Annotated in this window: 16 protein-coding genes; 10 read left to right on the top strand and 6 right to left on the bottom strand. The window is 45.7% G+C overall.

Annotated elements, in window-relative coordinates; all coding sequences use genetic code 11:
- Positions 1-49: 49 nt before the first annotated feature.
- Positions 50-1213, bottom strand: a complete 1164-nt coding sequence (locus A3860_RS41055; protein WP_081146521.1) for a hypothetical protein — start codon at positions 1211-1213, stop codon at positions 50-52.
- Positions 1214-1465: 252 nt separating this feature from the next.
- Here A3860_RS41055 and atpD point away from each other — a divergent pair, with 252 nt between their 5' ends.
- Both atpD and atpC read left to right on the top strand, forming a co-directional pair.
- A complete protein-coding gene (atpD, locus tag A3860_RS09915) occupies positions 1466-2965 on the top strand; it encodes a F0F1 ATP synthase subunit beta (protein ID WP_081146520.1) in 1500 nt (499 codons plus the stop codon).
- Between the two features lie 32 nt (positions 2966-2997).
- Positions 2998-3255, top strand: a complete 258-nt coding sequence (gene atpC, locus A3860_RS09910) for an ATP synthase F1 subunit epsilon (RefSeq protein WP_081146519.1) — start codon at positions 2998-3000, stop codon at positions 3253-3255.
- A 163-nt stretch (positions 3256-3418) separates the two neighbouring features.
- Here the strand turns inward: atpC and A3860_RS09905 are convergent, their stop codons facing one another.
- On the bottom strand, positions 3419-4492 hold the full coding sequence (locus A3860_RS09905) for a sugar transferase (protein ID WP_081146518.1): 1074 nt from the start codon (positions 4490-4492) through the stop codon (positions 3419-3421).
- A 44-nt stretch (positions 4493-4536) separates the two neighbouring features.
- Positions 4537-4932, bottom strand: coding sequence for a response regulator (locus A3860_RS09900; protein ID WP_081146517.1), 396 nt, complete (start codon positions 4930-4932; stop codon positions 4537-4539).
- Between the two features lie 553 nt (positions 4933-5485).
- On the opposite strand from A3860_RS09900, the gene A3860_RS09895 reads away from it, so the two are divergent.
- Complete coding sequence (locus A3860_RS09895; RefSeq protein ID WP_081146516.1) at positions 5486-6055, top strand: hypothetical protein; 570 nt, start codon at positions 5486-5488, stop codon at positions 6053-6055.
- A gap of 8 nt (positions 6056-6063) precedes the next feature.
- On the opposite strand, the gene A3860_RS09890 is transcribed toward A3860_RS09895, so the two are convergent.
- Positions 6064-6603, bottom strand: a complete 540-nt coding sequence (locus A3860_RS09890) for an LOG family protein (RefSeq protein WP_245843506.1) — start codon at positions 6601-6603, stop codon at positions 6064-6066.
- A gap of 263 nt (positions 6604-6866) precedes the next feature.
- Between A3860_RS09890 and A3860_RS09885 the strand changes: the two genes are divergently transcribed.
- The 5 genes from A3860_RS09885 (at position 6867) to A3860_RS09865 (ending at position 13157) form a co-directional block, all read left to right on the top strand.
- On the top strand, positions 6867-8405 hold the full coding sequence (locus tag A3860_RS09885) for a sodium:solute symporter (RefSeq protein WP_081146514.1): 1539 nt from the start codon (positions 6867-6869) through the stop codon (positions 8403-8405).
- 491 nt (positions 8406-8896) lie between these two features.
- Positions 8897-9535: an O-methyltransferase gene (locus A3860_RS09880; protein ID WP_081146513.1), complete on the top strand. Its 639-nt coding sequence runs from the start codon at positions 8897-8899 to the stop codon at positions 9533-9535.
- A 12-nt stretch (positions 9536-9547) separates the two neighbouring features.
- Positions 9548-10768: a glucosaminidase domain-containing protein gene (locus A3860_RS09875; protein WP_081146512.1), complete on the top strand. Its 1221-nt coding sequence runs from the start codon at positions 9548-9550 to the stop codon at positions 10766-10768.
- Between the two features lie 3 nt (positions 10769-10771).
- Positions 10772-11308, top strand: coding sequence for a hypoxanthine phosphoribosyltransferase (hpt, locus tag A3860_RS09870; protein ID WP_081146511.1), 537 nt, complete (start codon positions 10772-10774; stop codon positions 11306-11308).
- Positions 11309-11405: 97 nt separating this feature from the next.
- A complete protein-coding gene (locus tag A3860_RS09865; protein WP_143774040.1) occupies positions 11406-13157 on the top strand; it encodes a vWA domain-containing protein in 1752 nt (583 codons plus the stop codon).
- Positions 13158-13213: 56 nt separating this feature from the next.
- On the opposite strand, the gene dnaJ is transcribed toward A3860_RS09865, so the two are convergent.
- Positions 13214-14371 (bottom strand): molecular chaperone DnaJ, encoded by a 1158-nt coding sequence (gene dnaJ, locus A3860_RS09860; RefSeq protein WP_081146509.1) that lies wholly within the window; start codon positions 14369-14371, stop codon positions 13214-13216.
- 32 nt (positions 14372-14403) lie between these two features.
- Positions 14404-14967, bottom strand: coding sequence for a nucleotide exchange factor GrpE (locus A3860_RS09855; RefSeq protein ID WP_081146508.1), 564 nt, complete (start codon positions 14965-14967; stop codon positions 14404-14406).
- A 1088-nt stretch (positions 14968-16055) separates the two neighbouring features.
- Here A3860_RS09855 and A3860_RS09840 point away from each other — a divergent pair.
- Entirely contained in the window at positions 16056-19301 is a 3246-nt protein-coding gene (locus A3860_RS09840) for a SusC/RagA family TonB-linked outer membrane protein (protein WP_081146505.1), read from the top strand.
- Between the two features lie 19 nt (positions 19302-19320).
- Complete coding sequence (locus A3860_RS09835) at positions 19321-21156, top strand: RagB/SusD family nutrient uptake outer membrane protein (protein ID WP_081146504.1); 1836 nt, start codon at positions 19321-19323, stop codon at positions 21154-21156.
- Positions 21157-21267: the final 111 nt, after the last annotated feature.

Genomic DNA, 21267 nt, shown 5'->3' with positions numbered 1-21267 from the left:
ATTGCCGGGGCGCCGGAACCAGTTAAATTGTTTCCGGCGCCCCGCCCTTTTAACTCACCATCGGGTGCCGTTTAAATTCCCGCGTTCGATCGAACAGGTACCGGTAGGTGGTGAGCACCCGGCTGCGGAACGTATCGCCCAGGCTGGCTGCTACATTCAGCATTTTGGGATTAAAGTCGCCAATCCATTGCATTTCGTATTCGGTATAAGGCGTTTGCCATTGAATGACCTTGCCGCTTTCAACGATCATATAAGCATCGATACCTTTGCCCTGGTATTCCGGAACAATGCCAAACACCAGGCCCGTACATTTTTTACAGGGCTTTGTCTTTTTGATCCAGAGGAATTTCAGCTTGTGATACAGGCTGAATTTACCATTGAGGTACTTGAACCACTGGTTCAGGTCGGGCAGGTTGATGAACATGGCTACAGGCTCCTCTTTATGATACGTGAACCAGATGATGCGTTCATCCATCACCGGTTTCATTTTTTTGAACATCAGCAGTACCTGGTCTTTCTTCAACTCCTTTAAACCGCCGTGGCCGGCCCAGGCTTTATTATATATATAAGTAAAGTCGGCTGCGAATTTCCCGAACTGTTTTTTATCGATGGGAATGCACCTGTAATCGGGATTGGCGTAATTGGCGTGCCGTTCGTGCAGTTTTTCGCTGAGCTTTTTCTTTGGGTTCAGTCCAAAGCAGATCTGGTTAAAGAAAGGGCGGAACCCATAATTTTCGAACAGTTCGCGATAGAACGGCGGATTATAGTTCATGCAATACAGGGGTTCCTGAAAACCTTCGGTAACCAGCCCCCACCAGCGGTCGCGCTCCCCAAAATTAATAGGGCCATCCATGGCTTCCACCCCGCGTTGGATGAGCCAGTGTTTGGCAACGTCAAAAAGCATATCGGCGGCCGACTGGTCGTTGATGCAATCGAAAAAGCCTATGCCGCCCACGGCGAATTCATCGCCCTTGTTCCTGTATTTCTTATTAGTAAAAGCGGCGATGCGGCCTAAACATTTGCCGTCGGCGCTGTACAGCACCCAGCGGGTACATTCGCCAAAGCGGAAGGTTTTATTCTTTTCGGGATTGAAAACTTCTTCTATATCCTTATCGAGCGGGCGGATATAGTTTGGGTTGGACTGGTTTAGTTCAACATTAACCCTGATGAAATCGCTGGCTGAGCCGGTAGTGGAAACTTCAGTTAATTGCATGATCGGTAAAAGGATATCTCGCTGGTGCACATTACAAAGTACAAATAAAACGAAAAAGCGTAAGAAATTGGCCACCAATTGCCGGTTCGCAGATAAAGCGAACTGCGGGTAAAAATTCTCTATTAAATTGCCAAATTATCTGTCGTTCACTTACCTTTGCAGCCGAAATTAAAAATGTTGCCTTGAAAGGCTAATAACTAGCTGAAAATCAAGGCAGATAACTAAAACGCTCACGCAAAATCAAACTATTATATGCCAAATGTTGGTAAGATCAAGCAGATCATCGGTGCTGTAGTAGACGTGCAGTTTGAAGGAAAACTCCCTGAAATTTATAATGCGCTTGAATTAAAGCGCCAAAATGGTGAAGTGCTGGTGCTTGAAGCTCAGCAACACCTGGGTGAAGACAGCGTTCGTTGTATCGCCATGGACGGTACCGAAGGTCTGGTTCGGGGAATGGTAGTAACAGATACCGGTGCTGCGATCGCTATGCCAACCGGCGAAGCTATCAAAGGCCGTTTGTTCAATGTAACCGGCGATCCTATCGATGGTTTGCCTGCCGTACCAAAAGCTGGAGGCCGCCCTATTCACAGTAAACCACCTGCATTCGAAAACCTGAGCACTTCTCAGGAAGTGTTATTCACTGGTATTAAAGTAATTGACCTGATCGAGCCTTATGCAAAAGGTGGTAAGATCGGTTTGTTCGGTGGTGCTGGTGTGGGTAAAACCGTATTGATCCAGGAGCTTATCAACAATATCGCGAAAGCATATTCCGGTTTATCAGTGTTTGCCGGTGTGGGTGAAAGAACCCGTGAAGGTAATGACCTGATGCGCGAAATGATCGAAGCCGGCATTATGAAATATGGTAAGGATTTCATCCACAGTATGGAACATGGTGGCTGGGACCTGAGCAAAGTGGATATGAAAGAACTGTCTGATTCAAAGGCAACTTTCGTGTTCGGACAAATGAACGAACCTCCAGGCGCCCGCGCCCGTGTGGCCCTGAGTGGTCTTACTATCGCTGAGTACTACCGCGATGGTGACGGACAAGGCAAAGGCCGCGACATCCTGTTCTTCGTTGATAACATCTTCCGTTTCACCCAGGCAGGTTCTGAAGTATCGGCCCTGTTGGGACGTATGCCTTCAGCGGTAGGTTACCAACCTACACTGGCTACCGAAATGGGTCTGATGCAAGAGCGTATCACTTCAACTAAAAACGGTTCAATCACTTCAGTTCAGGCGGTTTACGTACCTGCGGATGACTTAACTGACCCCGCTCCGGCTACTACCTTCGCCCACCTGGATGCTACAACCGTATTGAGCCGTAAGATCGCCGACTTAGGTATTTATCCTGCGGTTGACCCGCTCGATTCTACCAGCCGTATCCTTACGCCGCAAATCGTGGGTGATTCTCACTACAACACGGCTAACCGCGTAAAACTGATCCTGCAACGTTATAAAGAATTACAGGATATCATCGCCATCCTTGGTATGGATGAGTTGAGCGAAGAAGATAAACAAACCGTATTCCGCGCCCGTAAAGTGCAACGCTTCCTGTCACAACCTTTCCATGTGGCTGAGCAGTTCACCGGTTTGAAAGGGGTACTGGTTCCCATCGAAGAAACCATCCGTGGCTTTAACATGATCATGGACGGTGAAGTAGATGAATATCCTGAAGCAGCTTTCAACCTGGTTGGTACCATCGATGATGCCATCGAAAAAGGTAAGAAACTGCTGGCGCAGGCGCAAGGGTAAGAATCCTATTATCAAATTAGCACATTATTAAAATGAATCTCGAAATATTAACTCCGGAAAAAAAGCTGTTCAGTGGTGAAGTGTATGGCGTTCAACTGCCAGGTATAACCGGTTTGTTTGAAGTGCTTGATAAACACGCTCCGCTGGTAAGTGCGCTGAAAAGCGGCCGGGTAAAAGTGTTAAAAGATAAAAGCAATCACCTGGCTTATTACGAGATCCAGAGTGGTTTTGTAGAAGTGCTGGGTAATAAAACTACCGTGCTGGTAGAAGGCGCTACTACAGTAGGCTAACCTGGAAGATACTTTCAGCCAGATTCAACTATATTTCTCCCCCGATTTTATCGGGGGAGATTTTTTTTGGGTAGAACCGAAAACCGGAGCTACTGTTATGACGGGAACAAAAAAAATCCCCCGGGCTGAGCGGGGGAAATCTACTGTAGAATATAAATGTAAATCAGGCGTTCGTTTTAATAGCCGATGGCTTGTTGGCCATCAACCAGATGTCGTACAACAGGTCACTCTTGTCGCCATCAGCTACCAGCGACGCATCAACAGGGATGGCATCCTGGCTGGTTTTCTGGATCTGCCAACCGGTAAGTCCGGCCGCAGAAAGAAAATGATTGGCGCAGGTATTGGTGGTCAGTCTCGATGCTTCGTACAATGGCAGCGCCCGTTGTCCTGTCAATGATAAATGACCCAGCCAAACGTTCAGCAACAGGGGCAGTTCATCGAGGTTTGTCTTGCGCAGGAACATGCCTATGCGGCTGATTTCGGCGCCGTTCTTCCTTTTGGCTGCATCCTGAATGATCGTATTGAACTTATACAAATTAAAGAGGCGGAAGCCCCGGCCTGTGCGAATGGTTCCAAACAGAACAGGTCCGCCGGTATCTACTTTCACCGCCAGTGCAATCAACAACATAACGGGGCTCAGCACCGCCAGCAGCGTTGAAGATATTATCAGGTCTAACCCTCTTTTCAATACCGTGCGGGCATTGGGGTAAGCCGGGAACGATGTTTCTACCTTGCAAACCTCGGGTTGTTGCAACCTTCTCTGTTTCATATGCTGCAGAAAGCTCATCTTACGCTGCAGCACAGGGCCTGTAAATTCATTCAGGAACAGCAGGTCGTCAATAAATGCATAACGTTTGAAGCTGGCCAATGCTGACTTCGTTAACCCGGTTGCTTCAACAATGAAAGGAACACTTGCCATTATCTTATGGCTGTAGATGAATTTATGCAGCTCAACCAGGTGTTCGGTTCCCAGCGTGCCCTCGGCAATGATCATGCCTGGGATGGTAACGTCATCGGCTTTATTCAACAGCCGTTTCAGGGTGAAAATGGCATTTTCGGCCGAAACGCTGGTGTAGCCAAACTCGAAAGATCCTTTGAGCTTTTCAATGTTACGGGTTTGGGTGCCGATATAGAAGAACTGCAACTTGGTAATATCAGTTGGTTCCTTTTCGCCAGGCAAACTGTAGCGTTTGTATGTATCGATAATTTTCTTAGTGGGTAGAATTGTTAGTTCCATAGAAGTCCAATTTAATTGATCAATTCCCGGCTATTAACCGGCTTTCACTCGTTCACGGTCGAAACCGGTGCAACCCTGCTCATAACTTTCTTTACCGTTTCATTCAGTTCAAGCGGATTAAATGGCTTCGTGAAATATTCTGCAATCCCATATTGCAGGCATTTGGCGGCCGTGGTATCCTTATCTAATGATGATAATACAATCAGGGGAATATCCCGGTAAATGGCGCTCGATGAAAATTCTGCGATCAGTTCCCAGTTCTGCACATCGGGCAGTTGTGGGTCAACGATGATCAGGTCGGGCAAATTCTTTTTTGCCAGCCAGAACATGGCCGAACAGGCATCGGGGGCGGTAACTACCTGGTGATCTTTTCCCAGTACCGTATGTAACAAAAACCTGATCGCTTTGCTGTCGTCAATAGCCAATATACATCTTCTCATTCTCGTACGTTAAAATGCTGAAAACGGATTATAGTTTTCAATAAGGCATACGGATACATTCGGTTCGCACAGGCATTGGAATACTTATCCCAGGGACATGCATATGGCTGTCTGGAATCGCATTACAATTGGTACAAAACGGCTTTACAGGATTTGTTAGATTAACTTTTTCAAAATAGTGTTAACCAGTTTGAGGGGAATTTCTAAGGATTTGTGGTGTTGTGATAAGCTACAAACAGGTAATCCTTACGGCTTTCAACGGATAGGCACAATAAAAGTAGTAACAAAACCTGGTAAATCAAATACCCACCAACACGTAGGGCCGGGATATATATAAATGCTTAGTTATAAGGCGTTCGCAGCGTGCTGATTATGTATGTGATTGATTATTAGCACTATTTATCCACAAAACTGCTGTTGTACCATTAATCGTATCTTACTGATTAATAGTTACATAACCGGTACCTTATTAGTAACATCTTAACACCTTTTGAAGTTCACGTAGTGTATTTTGCGAACCACATCGGTTAACTTGCACAATAATTAAATCGCTATGAAGAAAATTATACTGGCCGCCTGTTTGTTTACTATGTTCAGTGCTGTGGCTGTAGCCCAGGATGAACCGGAGGAGCCCAAAGAGAAGGGTTTCGATAAAAGCAAACTGTTCTTCGGCGGTAATTTTGGTTTGGGCTTTGGAAATGTATCGACCCTCGTAAATGTATCACCGCAAATTGGTTACCGTTTTAATAAATACCTGGCCGCCGGCGCCGGTATTAACTTTATTTATTCCAGTTACAAGTATGAATGGCTTGATTATAAAGAACAATATGGGGTAGCTGGCCTGAATATTTTCGGCCGGGTATATCCCATTGAATATATCTTTTTACAATTACAGCCGGAGGCGAATTATACCTGGGGTAAACAGAAATCTTTAAGTTCAGATTCAGAGATCAAGCTCGATAGCAAGATAGTGCCTTCCTTATTAGGTGGCGTTGGCGCTGCTATTCCCACGGGTGGCAGGGGGTATTTTTTGATAAGCGCCAATTACGACCTGTTGCAAAATACGCGCAGCCCTTACGGCAGCCGCGCCTTTTTTAACTTCGGTTATAACTTCGGGTTTTAGGAGTACAATTATCCGATCTTATTAAATATTTCTATAGGCGTTTCGCAGAATACGATGCGCTCTTCGAGCGACTCGTACAGGAAATCTTCTTTTTTCAGGTGTTGTAAATGCAGCCGCAGGTGATTGTAAAACCCTTCGGTGTTCAACACGTATATTTTTTTGTCGTGGATCTTTAATTGATTCCAGGTAAGCATTTCAAACAATTCATCGAGGGTGCCAAAACCGCCGGGCATAACAATGGCGGCATCGCACATCTCATACATCATCTTTTTTCGGGTATGCATGTCAGGCACAACAAACAATTCAGTGAGCCCTTCGTGCTGATGCTCCCATTCGGTAAGGATCTTGGGAATAACACCCATTACCTTGCCACCGTTGGCCAGTACGGCATCGGCGATAGCGCCCATCAGGCCTTTATTGCCGCCGCCATACACCATGCGCAGGTTCAGCACAGCTATCAGCTTGCCGAGTTCTGCCGCATGTTTCATATACAAAGGGCTCCTGCCGGTCTTTGATCCGCAAAAAACTACTACCGATTCAATCTTCATGCTCGCTGTTTTTAGTACCGACATATAATGTTAAAAAAAAGCCTGTGAACGGCTAAGATAAATGGATTATCAGCAATAGTAAAACACATTTTTATTACCTTCAAACCTAAAGGTTGAATAGGGGAGCGCTTTGATGTATAAGACAATATGCCTGTTAAAAAAAGCAGATGAAAAGGCAAATGCGTTGTAAACCTTCTTCTATTCAGGCTTTTAGGCTACCTACCCTGGCCGACTTTTTTTGAACCGTTTAATCATCGTTATTTATGTCTGCACCCCTGTTGTTCTCTTTTGTGATCGGTTATTTTGTGTTGTTGCTGGTTGTTGCGTGGGTTACTTCCCGGAATTCGAACAATGATTCTTTTTTTATCGGCAATCGTAATTCGAACTGGATGCTTGTTGCTTTTGGAATGGTGGGCACCTCGCTGAGCGGGGTTACCTTTGTTTCGGTACCGGGTACAGTAGGTGCATTTGCGGGTAATGCATATAAAGGATTTGCTTATTTCCAGGTGGTGATCGGTTATATTCTGGGTTACCTGGTGGTGGCATTTGTATTGCTGCCGCTGTATTACCGCATGAACCTTACTTCCATTTATAATTACCTGCAGAAGCGGTTTGGCACCATTGCCTATAAAACGGGCGCCCTGTTCTTTATAATTTCCCGTACTGTTGGCGCCACCGCCCGGTTGTTCCTCGTGATCTTTGTATTGCAGCATTTCATCCTGGAAAGTTTTGGTGTTCCTTTCGTGGTCACTGCACTTATTATTTTATTGATGATCCTGTTGTATACGTTCGAGGGCGGTGTAAAAACGATCGTGTATACCGATACGCTGCAAACCACCCTTATGCTGGCTGGTTTAGTGGTTACAGTCGTATACATTTTGAACAACATGCATATCTCGGTTGGCGAAGCCATGCACACGCTAAGCGGCAAAGGCTATACCACCATTTTTAATACTGATCCCAAAAGCGGCGGGTTCTTCCTGAAACAGATCATCGGCGGTATGTTTATCACCATCTCCATGTTCGGGCTCGATCAGGAAATGATGCAAAAGAACATCAGTGTAAAAACGCTGAAAGATTCCCAAAAGAACATGATCACCTTTAACCTGGTGAGCGCGGGGGTAAACTTTTTGTTCCTGTTGCTGGGCGGTTTGTTGTACCTGTATGCGTTGAATCATGGGGCTGAGTATGCGCAGGCTACCAATGCTGCCGGCGCTACAAAAATGCAATTGCTGTCGAATGGTAAAGATATTATGGGCGACGAGCTTTTCCCCACGATGGCGCTCCACCACATGCCACAGGTTATCTCCATTATATTCATCATTGCATTGATCAGTGCCCTGTTCCCCAGTGCCGATGGCGCCCTCACCGCATTGACCTCGTCATTCTGTATCGATATCCTGGGGTTGAAAAGGCGAGATGACCTTACCGAAAAGCAACAGAAAAAGATCAGGTTAACGGTTCACCTGTCGTTTACCTTCATCTTCCTTATTTGTATTATGATATTTTACCAGATCGGCGATCGTAGTATCATTGATAAAATACTTACGCTGGCCGGGTATACTTACGGTCCGTTGCTGGGGCTTTTCGCGTTTGGCATCCTGAGCAAAAGAACCTTACCATCAACCATACTTATTACTGTCATCTGCCTGGCTGCACCGGTGATCTGTTATTTTTTGAGCCAGAACGCTGCGCAATGGTTCAACGGCTACCAGATCGGAATTGAGCTGCTTATTATAAATGGATTGCTGACCTATTTTGGTTTGCTGAGCATTTCAAAAAAGGCAGCCGTTGCACAATAACAAAAACTGATCTGCATCATATTTTAAAAGTGCCGCGCCGTTATAGGGGCGGCACTTCTTTTTTTATTGTGAACAATTCATATAAAAGGACTGAGCGTTTATTGTTTCACCTGGTATAAAAATTTTCATACAGCAGATCTACTTATTGAATTCAAAAAAATAAATGACTCATAAACTAAAATGAAATTTCTCCCGTTTAATAGCTACCATTACAATTACCGTCATACAATAAACGAAGAATCGATACAGGTGAAGAGCGTGCTACGAACAGGAATTATCAATCAACTTATTTACGATAGCTGGAGTGTTTAGTCTGAGGTCGGGAGGCCATTTTTGAAGGTGAATGGATTTTCTGACTCCCGACCGAGGGCTAAGCAAACAGAGAGTTCGTAAGTTTAAAAGTAGTTGTGGATTTAACTGAATAACTCAGGAACTGCCTTCCGATTCCCCCTCACAACTCCCGACATACTATCTTTGCAAAAAACAAACATTTGGAGATTACCGATCCCCTGGCCCAGGCATATGCCAGTCAGTTCACCTCGCCCGAAGAGGCGCTTTTGCAGGAAATATCAGCGGCTACCCAGGCCCTGCATCCGCATGCGCACATGTTAAGCGGTCATGTACAGGGCAAATTCCTGGAAATGATCAGCTATTTATTACAGCCCCGGCGCATTCTCGAAATAGGCACTTTTACCGGTTACAGCGCCCTTTGCCTTGCTAAGGGGTTGTTAAAAGATGGAAAAATACATACAATTGAGCTTAGGGATCAGGATGCTTCTGTAGCCCAGGCAAATTTCAATAGGTCAATTGACGCGGGAAAGATAATTTTGCATGTAGGGAACGCGTTAAGCATAATCCCGGGGTTGAATGAAACCTGGGACCTGGTTTTTATTGACGCAGATAAGGTAAACTATACCCATTATTACCAGTTGGTGTTGCCAATGGTGCGGCCAGGCGGCCTGATCATAGCGGATAATGTGCTTTTTCACGGTCAGGTGCTACAGCAACCGGTAGCCGGCAAAAATGCGAAAGCTATTCAGGAGTTCAATGAATATGTGCAGCAGGATGCCAGTGTCGACAAGGTGCTGTTAACCGTCCGGGACGGATTATTAATGATTCGAAAAAAATAAAATAGGAAACCGTTGAAACGATTACTGGTTGTAATAGCAATTTTCGCAGTGCAGGGCCTCAAGGCACAACGCAACAGCGATGTAGTCGATTACATTAATACTTATAAGGAAATAGCCATTCGCGAAATGCAGCGCAGCGGCATTCCGGCTTCCATTACCCTGGCGCAGGGCATACATGAAAGTATGGCCGGCAAAAGCGACCTGGTAATAAAATCGAATAACCATTTTGGTATCAAGTGCCGGGACGAGTGGAAGGGCGAAAGAGTGTATCACGATGATGATGCACGCGGCGAATGTTTCAGAAGCTACACAAAGGCTGAACAATCCTATGTAGATCATTCTGATTTCCTGAAAAATGGCAGCCGGTATGCCTTTTTGTTCCAGATTGACCCTACCGATTACAGCCAGTGGGCATACGGGTTAAAAAAGGCCGGTTATGCTACCAATCCCAAATATCCGCAGATCCTGATCAAATACATCGAAGATTACAACCTGCAACAGTATACGCTCATTGCTATGGGCAAATTATCGCCCAAAGATGAAATACTGGCCGGTGGCGGCAAGCCGGTGAGCATCAGTAACGGTGTGGCCATTCAGGAAATAAAACTGCCTGCTACACCCAAGGCACCGGTTGATTATCCCATAGGACAGTTTACCATTAACAGAACCCGGGTGATCTATGCCAAAGCAGGCGCCTCCCTGCTGGGTATTGCCAAAGAATACGATATTTCCCTGAAACACCTGCTCGATTTTAATGAAATGGATGAAGAAGACGACGATGTGCTGGGCCAGGACCAACTGGTATTTGTACAGCGCAAACGCAAATCGGGTGAGAATGAGTTCCACGAAGTAAAACCCGGCGAAACACTATACGATATTTGCCAAAGCGAAGGCATCAGGCTCGAAAGCCTCATTAATTACAATCATTTGCAAAATGAGGGCGAGCCGGCCGTTGGCGAAAAATTATACCTGCAGGATAAGGCGCCCGAACGACCCAAACTGGCAAAGGATGTGGTGATGGAAACGCCTAAACCCCCGGTGGTAACACCCGACCAGATCACACCCGGCAACTCATCGGCGGTAACTGCCAGTTTACATATAGTGCAGGAAAAAGAAACTTTGTATAGTATCGCGAAAAAGTATAGTATTACAGTAGAACAACTCAAAGACTGGAATAAACTGACTGGTAATGGCCTGAAGACCGGACAGGAACTGGTTATTTACAAAAATTGATTTATGGGCGAAATTCGCGTACACGACAAACAATTTGAACCATACCTTAGTGCTGCAACGATTGCTGACAGAATAAAAAATATTGCCGGAAAACTGAACACCGATTATGCCAGCAAAAAGCCATTGTTCATAGCTATTTTGAATGGCTCATTTATGTTTGCGGCCGACTTGTTCAAAGAGCTTGCCATTGATGCCGAGATCTGTTTTATAAAGCTGGCCTCTTATAAAGGAACCAAATCAACCGGCCATGTATTAACCGCTATCGGCCTTGATATGGACCTGTTTGGCCGCGATGTGGTGATTGTAGAAGATATAGTAGACACGGGAAAAACCCTCAGCGAATTTTTGCCACAGCTGCACCACCAGCAACCTGCCTCGTTAAAAATTGTAGCGCTGCTGCACAAACCCGAAGCAACGGTATTCCCCATTACCATTGATTACCTTGGATTTTCTATCCCCAACAAATTTGTTGTAGGGTATGGCCTGGATTATGACGGACTGGGTAGAAATATTCCGGAAATTTTTAAGTTGATTGAGTAAGCGTTGAAAAGTTAGTAAGTTGGATCTGTTAACGGAATAGCCCCGGCTAAACGGGACTGGCTTGTTAATCAGTAAACTATGCAATTATTTCAGCATATTGAAAACTGCTGTCGTCATATTAACCTCATTCCTGTTTGTTTTTACCGCAAACGCCCAATATTATTTACGCGGTGAGATCAGGGACGAAAAGAATAATCTTCTGTCGAATGCACGCATTGTGCTTCATTCAACAGGGTATGTATACTCATCGGGCAGCAGAGGCTCCTTTGGTATTATGACCGCCAAACTTATTGACTCCGTTACCGTTTCGCTCGATGGCTATCAGGCATTGTCGGTAAAACTGGAAACCGCCAAATATCACTCCCTTATTTTAAAAACATTATTTACTTCGGCCAATCTGCAAAAGAACCGCCTGCTATCGTTTACCCGCAACCTGAAACCCAGCGACCGGCGTAACTGGACGGTAGGTACGGAGACTTATAATTCTTTGGTGGAAAATGATTTTGTGCAAACTGAAAAATATCCCGAAACGGGGTTTGCCATCAACACCGATAAAGCCTCGTACAGCAATGTGCGCCGTTTTTTGAACATGAATACCACCGTACCACCCGATGCGGTGCGTACAGAAGAGCTGTTAAACTATTTCAATTTTACCTACATTGACCCTCCCCGTGATAGTGTGTTTGGTTTTCAGTCTTATGTTACCGAATGTCCGTGGAACAAGGCAAACCAGTTGCTGGCCCTCCATATTTCAGCCCGTAAGCTCGATCCGGAAAAAATACCCCCGAGCAACCTGGTGTTCCTGATAGATGTTTCGGGCAGCATGGATATGCCTAACCGTTTACCATTGTTGAAATCGGCCTTTACCTTACTGGTGAATAACCTGCGCGATAAGGATACCATTTCCATTGTGGTGTATGGCAGCACCATTGGCATCTGGTTGCCGCCCACCTCGGGAACTCAAAAAGAGAAGATCCGCAAATCTATTGAAGACCTGTACCCGGGCGGTTCAACACCCGGCGAATCGGGCATCAGAACTGCGTATAGCCTCGCCAAAAGCCAGTTCATAAAGGGGGGCAATAACCGCGTTATACTGGCCACCGATGGCGACTTCAACGTGGGGCAAACAAGCGACGATGAGCTGGAAAAACTCATTACCCTGCACCAACAATCGGGTATTTATTTAACCTGTTTGGGCGTGGGCATGGGCAACTATAAAGATTCGAAACTGGAAGTGCTCGCCAAAAAAGGGAATGGCAATTTCGCCTACCTCGATAATGAACGCGAAGCGGAAAAGGTGCTGGTGAAAGAACTGACCCAAACATTGTACAGCGTGGCTGATAATGCCTTTCTGAATATCGACTTCAACCCCAATCTGGTAAAGAACTACCGGCTCATTGGTTTTGATAACAAATGGAAAGCGCTGGTTGATTCGGTGAGTGAGCTCGATGGGGGAGAAGTAGGCTCGGGACATTCGGTGATCGCCCTGTTTGAGCTGGACCCTGCTTTTGCTGGCGGGCCCGGTACAAATGGTAACCTGGCCAATATAAGCATTCGATATAAACTGCCTAACGATACCCTGCAACGTTATACCACTTATCGCTGCCCCTATACAGTTACGCCATTCAACATGTTACCGGCTACTTACCGCTTTGCTTCTTCGGTAGCAATGTTTGCCGGCCTGCTCAAAGATTCAAAATATGCCCGCAATTACAGTTTTAGCGATGTCATAAAGCTGGCCACCGAATCGGAAGATGCCCATGACGCTATTCAGCAGGAGTTTATTACCATTATTGAAAAGGCGAAAAAGATCTACGGGAAGGAACGGAAGAAAAAGAAGTTGCTGTAAGTACAAAAAAAATCCCGCAGAGCGGGATTGACAATTTATCTTATCAGTATTTTATATTAGGAGAACATTTCCCGCACCTTATCGAAAAAGCTTTTATCGCTTTTTTCCGGTTGTGGTTTGAAGTTGGGCGAACTGTTCATTTTCTCCAGTGCGGTTTTTTCTTCAGCAGAAAGGTTCTGCGGCGTCCACACATTAACATAAATCAGCTGATCGCCTTTTTCATAAGAGTTCACGCCGGGGAAACCTTTTCCTTTCAGGCGGAAGATCTTGCCACTTTGGGTGCCGGCCGGTATTTTGATCTTGGCGCGGCCATCGATGGTAGGCACTTCAACTGAGGTGCCAAAGCAGGCATCGGGGAACGAAAGGTGCAGCTCATAGGCCACATTCAATCCATCGCGATGCAGGTCTTTATGTTGTTCTTCTTCAATTAATACGATGAGGTCACCGGGAGGGCCGCCTCGTTCACCGGCATTACCGCGTCCGCCGAGGCTCAGCTGCATGCCTTCCTGCACACCGGCGGGAATATCGAGTGTAACCGTTTCTTCTCCGTACATCCTGCCTTCTCCTTTACAGGTTCCGCATTTGGCGGTGATGGTAGTTCCTTCTCCATTACAGGTAGGGCAGGTGGTAACGGTTTGCATTTGCCCCAGGAAGGTATTTGAAACGCGGCGAACCTGACCGGTTCCGCCACAGGTATTACAGGTTTGAACGCTGCCTTTGTCTTTGGCGCCACTGCCATGGCAGGTGCCACAGGGAACGTGTTTCTTTACTTTTACCTGTTTGGTTACGCCCTTGGCTATTTCTTCGTAAGTAAGTTTGATCTTGATGCGGAGGTTGCTGCCGCGAACACCACGCATGCGCTGACCGCCTCTTCTGCCACCGCCACCAAAAAAGCTACCGAAAATATCGTCGCCAAAAATATCACCAAATTGGCTGAAAATATCTTCCATGTTCGAAGCGCCGCCACCAAAGCCACGGCCATTGCCCTGTACACCGGCATGACCAAAGCGATCGTACTGAGCCCGCTTATCGGCATCGCTCAATACTTCATATGCTTCAGCAGCCTCCTTGAATTTTTCTTCAGCTACTTTATCACCAGGGTTACGGTCGGGGTGAAATTGCATGGCCACTTTGCGATAGGCCTTTTTGATCTCATCGGGCGAAGCACCTTTTGAAACCCCTAATATTTCGTAATAATCTCTTTTCGTCGACATCTTGTTTGTTTAATATTTGATGGTGCCGGCTTTTATTTCCCAACAACGACTTTGGCGAATCTTATGATCTTGTCATTCATGTAGTACCCTTTCTGAACCTCATCTATCACCTTGCCTTTCATGGCCGCTGTGGGGGCAGGAATTTCAGTGATTGCTTCGTGTTGATCGGGATTAAAATCAGTGCCGATGGTTTGCATGGGTTTTACGCCCTTGCTTTGCATGGTGCTTCTTAATTTATTAAATATCAGTTGAATGCCTTCTTTTACCTGGGTGTCATCACTGGCCTGTAATTGCTTTTCGGCCCGGTCGCAATCATCCAGTACTTCGAGCAGGGAGGTAATAACCTCTTTGCCAGCGGTTTGAATCATTTCTATCCTTTCCTTGGCAGTGCGTCTTCTGAAATTGTCAAATTCAGCTACCTGCCGCAGGTATTTATCTTTCAACTCTGCGATCTCAGATTTTAGCTTTTCAACCTCATCTTCACTGGTAACGGGTTCATTAAGATGTGAAGTACCACTGATACTTTCATCGGTATTGATATCCATTGCATTGGTACCGTTTTCACGGTTCACGGTGTTTTTTTCATTATCTGTCATAACTATCGCTTACGTGTTTTTTCACTTTCTAAAACTGAAATATTGACGGTCAAAACCCGCTTCCGGGCAGGCCGGAACCGGTGTTTTTTGCATCAAATGCGGCGCAGCAGGTGCGGCGGCGCTAAAAATACCATTTTTCACTGGTAAAGCTATATTAGTCAATTATTTTGCCAGTGCGCACGGGCAGGTCAAATTGTCTTATTTTTTGGCTTTTAAAAGCTAATAAGACACTTTTTCTGCCGGTGGCAGAAAATGCCTGGCCGCCAAATGGGGTGCAAAGATAATGGGTTGCGGGAAACCAGGTTTCGATTGCCGGAGAGCCGGTTATATGGTACATGTTGCGGAAACCGGTTTACGATTGCCCGGAGAGCCGGTTACGAGGTACATGTTGCGGAAACCGGGTTTCGATTTCCCGGAGAGCCGGTTACTACAGGTTGCCGGTTACACGGTACATGTTGCAGGGCTTTCATTGCAGCATGTTAAAAGGTTTTCGGCCGCCCAAAACAGCAGCCTTGTAACCAGCTACCTGAAACCTGGGACCCGATCATCGCCTGTGAGAATTTTATAATAAGTAGGTGGAAGACGAATTCCCGTCAATTTCAATTTCACGAGCCGGCAACCTTTTGATATGTTCAATACTCAAATATGCCATATATAACGGATCCTATTAGCCGATGTCGTACTGTTTTGCGCGTTGTTCCATTCATCTGCAAAACGTTTTGCATTTAGTTAGTACGCTGTATAATCTGTTGTAACAGTATGCGAAAGCCGTAATTAACTCAATGAATATTTAACCTTTACTAACATTTTTTTTACCGGTTGCAGCAATTACCGTAGGGTACTCCTCTAAATAAGATACATTTAAATAGGAGTTCTTTGAAATAAAATCAAGATACTGATATACGTTACGTTACATTTTTATTGATTGAATTAATTATCAACAGGTAAAATATGTAAAAAATAAAAAGGCCTCTTTCTTCACTAACGGCATGTCAAAAACGTGAATTTTATTTCATGGAACTTGTGATTTATCGGTAAATTTAAATACAGCGTTTACACAACCAAACATTACACAAAAATCAACGATTATGCCCTCAAAGCTAACTGTTAGGTTGTGGCTAGTCATTCTATTGCTATTACCTGCCACAACGATTCTTGCGCAACAAAGATCTCTTAGCGGAAAAGTAACGGACAGCAACAACCAGCCTCTTACCGGCGCCACCGTAACGGTAAAGGGTTCAAACGTTGCCACGCAAACCAATGCAGAAGGTTCGTTCACTATTATTATTCCCGGCACGTCGGCCGTGCTGGTGTTCTCTTCAATCGGTTTTGAGCCAAAGGAAATGCCCGTTGGCAATAACACTACCCTCACGGTAGCATTGAAAACAACCACTTCGAACCTCAATGAAGTGGTGATCACCGGTTACACTGCCCAGCGAAAAAAAGACATTACCGGAGCGGTAGCTGTAGTAGAGGTCGATAACATGCGGCAGATACCTACAGGTACTCCTGAGAAGGCCTTACAGGGACAGGCATCGGGTGTAACCATCGTAACTTCGGGTGCTCCTGGCAGTAACAGTAACATCCGCATTCGCGGTATTACCTCTGTGGGTTCAACCGATCCGCTGGTGATCATCGACGGAACCCAGGGTAGCATGCACGACATTAATGTGAACGATATTGAATCTATTCAGGTTTTGAAAGATGCCGGCTCCGCCGCCATTTATGGGGTGCGCGGTTCAAACGGGGTAGTAATTATAACCACCAAAAGAGGAAGGACGGGGAAGCCCAGAATAAGTTATGATGCTTATGTGGGTACACAACGGCCATTGAAAGACGGGTTTAATATTGCCAATACCCAGGAAACTGCCAACGCCATTCAGCAGAGTTATATTAACAGCGGCCTCACACCCGGCAATAAACAATTCGGCACCGGCACAACACCGGTAATACCGGATTATATAACGCCTACCGCTGCCAAAGAAGGAGATCCCAATACCGATCCTTCTACCTACAAGCTGTACGATAACCAGATCACAAAGGCTAATAAGCAGGGAACAGACTGGTTCCATGAAATATTTAAACCGGCCGTGATCACCAGCCATAACCTGTCGGTATCATCGGGCAGCGACCGCTCAACCTTTTATATGTCGGTTGGCTATTTTGATCAAAAGGGTACACTGCTTGAAACGTTTTTAAAAAGATACACCACCAGGATCAATACCACGTTTAATTTGAATAATAAGATTCGTATTGGCGAAAATGCCTATTTCGTTTACCGGCAAAATCCGGGATTCCCCAATGGTAACCAGGATGAAGGCAATGCCATTTCGTTCAGTTATCGCGAAAGTCCCATTATACCGGTTTACGACATCAAAGGCAATTTTGCCGGAACCGGTTCGCAAAACCTGGGTAACTCTGAGAACCCCGTGGCCAATCTGAAACGCATTCACAATAACAAAGGCAACGATTACCAGGTACAGGGAAATGTTTTTGCGGAAGTAGATGTGCTGAAACATTTTACGGCACGCACCAGCTTTGGCGGGTTTGTAGATAATAATGCCTGGAACATATTCGATTATACGCAATACGAGAATGCGGAGAATAATAAGAACCCCAACGCCTTTACTGAGTATTACATGTTCAATAACAGCTGGACCTGGACCAATACATTAACCTATAATAATGTTATCGGTGATCATACTATAAAAGTGTTGGTTGGTACAGAAGCTATTAGCAATTATCAAAAGGGTATTTGGGCCACCAGAACAAATTACCCCATCACCGATGCCGGCGCCCTTACCGTTGACCCGGCCTTGTGGACACTGTTGTTTGGTTCGCCCGGTGGACAAACAAACGGTAATTTAAGTGTGAACAACGGTGTTACCATTGATAATAACAATCCGGCCACTCCGGTACAAAGTTCACTGTACTCACAATTTGGCCGGGTTGATTATAATTATGCCGACAAGTATTTATTAAGCGCTACGTTGCGCCGCGACGGTTCTTCAGTATTTGCACCGGATAACCGCTGGGGTGTATTTCCTTCAGTTACCGCCGGCTGGCGTTTAACACGCGAAACATTTATGAATACAGTGTCGTGGGTGAACGACCTCAAACTACGTGCCGGCTGGGGTAAATTAGGTTCCATCAGTAACATCAGGCCTACTAATGCATTCAATCTGTTTCAGCAACTTGCTCCCAATTCATTCTACGATCTCAATGGTAGCAACAATGGTACGGTTCCCGGAATATATGCCAGTCAGCTGGGTAATCCAAAAACTACCTGGGAAGAAGACATTGTAACCAACATCGGGGTTGATGCAACTTTGCTGAATAACCGTCTTAGCTTTTCAATTGAATGGTATAAGAAAGCGATCAGTGGTTTATTATTTGTACCATCATTGCCAGCAACAGCCGGTGGCGCACAGAACGCCTTTGCCAATAGCGGCGATATTCAGAATACCGGTATCGACATGTCGGCCACTTATAATGGCGATATCTCTGATGTGAAATTTGGGGTAACCGCCACCTTTACTTCCTATCATAATAAAGTAAAAAGTTTACCGGCAGGTACAAAATACCTCGACAGGGTAAGTACCGGTTCAAACCGGTTTGGTGCATTCTCACGGCTGCAACCAGGCGAGGCCTTAGGTGCATTTTATGGCTATAAAGTGATCGGTCTGTTTCAAAGCGATGAAGATGTAATTAAATCGCCCAAACAGGAAGCTGCGGCGCCGGGCCGGTTCAAGTACCTGGATGCAAACGGGGATGGTAGGATCAGTGACAGCGACCGCGTGTTCTTTGGAAATCCCAATCCCAAATTCACTGCCGGGCTGAACCTGGAAGCCAGTTACAAGAACTTCGATTTCTCAGCCTTCTTTTATGCTTCGGTTGGAAATGATGTAATTAACTACGTTCGTTACTGGACCGATTTTCCACAGGTATTCGATGGCGCCGTAAGTAAAGATGCAGTGTATAATTCCTGGACGCCTACCCGCACAAATGCCAAGGTGCCCCGGCTCGAACGCACGGCTAACTTCAGCAACACCACGCAGTATAACTCCTATTATCTCGAAAACGGTTCATTCCTGCGGTGTAAATCCATGGTATTCGGGTATTCAATGCCGCATGCTATGACAAAGAAGTTTGGCGTAGAGCGGCTCCGGTTTTACATACAGGCTGCCAACCTGTTCACTATTACAAAGTACACCGGCCTCGATCCCGAGTTAACCGGTAGTGACCTGAAAGACAATACCAACTTTGGCATTGACTTCGGTAACTATCCTTCTAACCAGAAAAATTATCTGATAGGAGTAAACCTTTCTTTCTAACACAGTAATGAATGCGACTATGAAAAAGATTCCTGTAACATATAAATTGGTGCTGGCTGGCTGCCTGGTAACGCTGGTACTGGTTATTGCCTGTGGTAAAGGTTTTTTGGAGAAGAAACCACTGGGTGCTTATAATCCCGATCAAATACTCAATCAAACCGGTATCGAAGGTTTGCTGGTTGGCGCTTATCATATGGTAAGCGGGCAGGGCGGTGCCGCCGGCAACAGCTGGGGGTCTGCCGCTTCTAACTGGGTATTTGGCAGCGTGGCGGCAGATGATTCCTATAAAGGATCAACACCCTCTGACCAGGGCGATATTGTGCCTATTGAAACCTGGGCATACAATGCCAACAATCCTTATTTTAACCAGAAATGGCAGGCAGTATACGATGGCGCGCAACGGGCCAATGATGTGCTGCGTTTTCTGGCAAAAGATACTGCCATAGCTGCCGCCGACCGAAAGGTTATGAGCGCCGAAGCCCGTTTTTTAAGAGGCCATTTTCATTTTGAAGCCAAGAAAATGTGGAACAATGTGCCATACGTTGATGAAACCATATCGGTGGCCAGTAATAACGTGAATGTGCCTAATATAGATGCATCAGGCAATTTTATAAACATCTGGCCAAAGATTGAAGCCGATTTTCAATATGCCATCGACAATTTGCCCGATGTACAACCGCAAAAGGGAAGGGCCAACAAATCGGCGGCCATTGCATACCTGGCTAAATGCCTGTTGTATGAACATAAATTTGCTGAGGCCAAAACCCAGCTCGATAAAATAATTCCGGCTGCTTATGGCGGAACCGGCGCTGGTAAAACTGCCGGTGGGCTCGATTATAAACTGGTGAATTTTGAAGATAATTTCAATGCGGCTACTGATAACAGTGCCGAATCTGTCTTTGCTTATCAGGCTTCAGTAAACGATGGGTCAGGCACCAATGGTAATTATGGCGATAACCTGAACTTTCCCAACAGTGCCGGACCTGGCGGTTGCTGCGGATTCAACAATCCTTCCATTTCACTGGCCAATTCGTTTAAAACAGATGCCAATGGATTGCCATTATTCGATACCTATAATGCAGCGCCCAATGTAAGCGACCCGGCCAGTCCTTATACCGGTACGCTCGATCCCCGGCTCGACTGGACGATGGGCCGCCCCGGCATTCCATTTTTCGACTGGGGTCCAACACCGGTAAACACCTGGATCCGTGACCCGGGTACCGATGGCTATTTCAGTCCCAAGAAAAATGTATACGCCAAGGCGCAACAAAATCTTTTGTCGTCAACCGAAACCAGTTTTTGGGGACCCACACAAATGGATGCCAACAACGTAAACCTCATCCGTTTCTCAGATATATTGTTGTGGGCGGCCGAATGTGAAATTGAAGCAGGAAGCGCCGACAAAGCGCTTGCGTATGTTAATTACGTTCGCAACAGGGCTGCAGATGCAAGCGGCTGGGTGTATAAGAACAGCGAATATGATGCATCGAGCGGCAAGTATAAAACGCTGACAACGCCGGCAGATAATTATTTAATAAAGCCATATCCCGCCGGCGCATTCAATGATAAGGCCTATGCCCGCAAGGCCATTATGTTTGAGCGAAAATTAGAGCTGGCCATGGAAGGACAACGGTTCTTCGATCTGTCACGCTGGGACAATAACAGCGGAACCATTATGGGACCTGTGTTAAATGCGTATGCTACTGCTGAAAAAGCAAGACCAACCATTTTTGCGGTGAACACGTCGGCTACGTTTACAACTAAAAAGAATGAATATTTCCCGATACCGCAAGCGCAGATAGATGTGGAGAATGCAACGGGAACGCTCAATTTGAAGCAGAACATCGGGTATTGATATTTTAGCGCAGTAAGTTTCGATATATAGGTAAATAGTAATTGCTAGTAGTGAGTGGGGTAAGAGGTTCCCTGCTTGCTACTAGCTTTTTTAAATGAATAAGCATTTGTT

This window comes from Niastella vici (genome assembly GCF_002077945.1).
Taxonomy (GTDB): Bacteria; Bacteroidota; Bacteroidia; order Chitinophagales; family Chitinophagaceae; genus Niastella; species Niastella vici.
This window is presented reverse-complemented; position numbering and strand designations above follow the sequence as displayed.

Excerpts from the sequence above, each read along its gene's own strand:
- A3860_RS41055 (WP_081146521.1), bottom strand. The coding sequence starts at position 1,213 with ATGCAATTAACTGAAGTTTCCACTACCGGCTCAGCCAGCGATTTCATC.
- atpD (WP_081146520.1), top strand. The coding sequence starts at position 1,466 with ATGCCAAATGTTGGTAAGATCAAGCAGATCATCGGTGCTGTAGTAGAC.
- atpC (WP_081146519.1), top strand. The coding sequence starts at position 2,998 with ATGAATCTCGAAATATTAACTCCGGAAAAAAAGCTGTTCAGTGGTGAA.
- A3860_RS09905 (WP_081146518.1), bottom strand. The coding sequence starts at position 4,492 with ATGGAACTAACAATTCTACCCACTAAGAAAATTATCGATACATACAAA.
- A3860_RS09900 (WP_081146517.1), bottom strand. The coding sequence starts at position 4,932 with ATGAGAAGATGTATATTGGCTATTGACGACAGCAAAGCGATCAGGTTT.
- A3860_RS09895 (WP_081146516.1), top strand. The coding sequence starts at position 5,486 with ATGAAGAAAATTATACTGGCCGCCTGTTTGTTTACTATGTTCAGTGCT.
- A3860_RS09890 (WP_245843506.1), bottom strand. The coding sequence starts at position 6,603 with ATGAAGATTGAATCGGTAGTAGTTTTTTGCGGATCAAAGACCGGCAGG.
- A3860_RS09885 (WP_081146514.1), top strand. The coding sequence starts at position 6,867 with ATGTCTGCACCCCTGTTGTTCTCTTTTGTGATCGGTTATTTTGTGTTG.
- hpt (WP_081146511.1), top strand. The coding sequence starts at position 10,772 with ATGGGCGAAATTCGCGTACACGACAAACAATTTGAACCATACCTTAGT.
- dnaJ (WP_081146509.1), bottom strand. The coding sequence starts at position 14,371 with ATGTCGACGAAAAGAGATTATTACGAAATATTAGGGGTTTCAAAAGGT.
- A3860_RS09855 (WP_081146508.1), bottom strand. The coding sequence starts at position 14,967 with ATGACAGATAATGAAAAAAACACCGTGAACCGTGAAAACGGTACCAAT.
- A3860_RS09840 (WP_081146505.1), top strand. The coding sequence starts at position 16,056 with ATGCCCTCAAAGCTAACTGTTAGGTTGTGGCTAGTCATTCTATTGCTA.
- A3860_RS09835 (WP_081146504.1), top strand. The coding sequence starts at position 19,321 with ATGAAAAAGATTCCTGTAACATATAAATTGGTGCTGGCTGGCTGCCTG.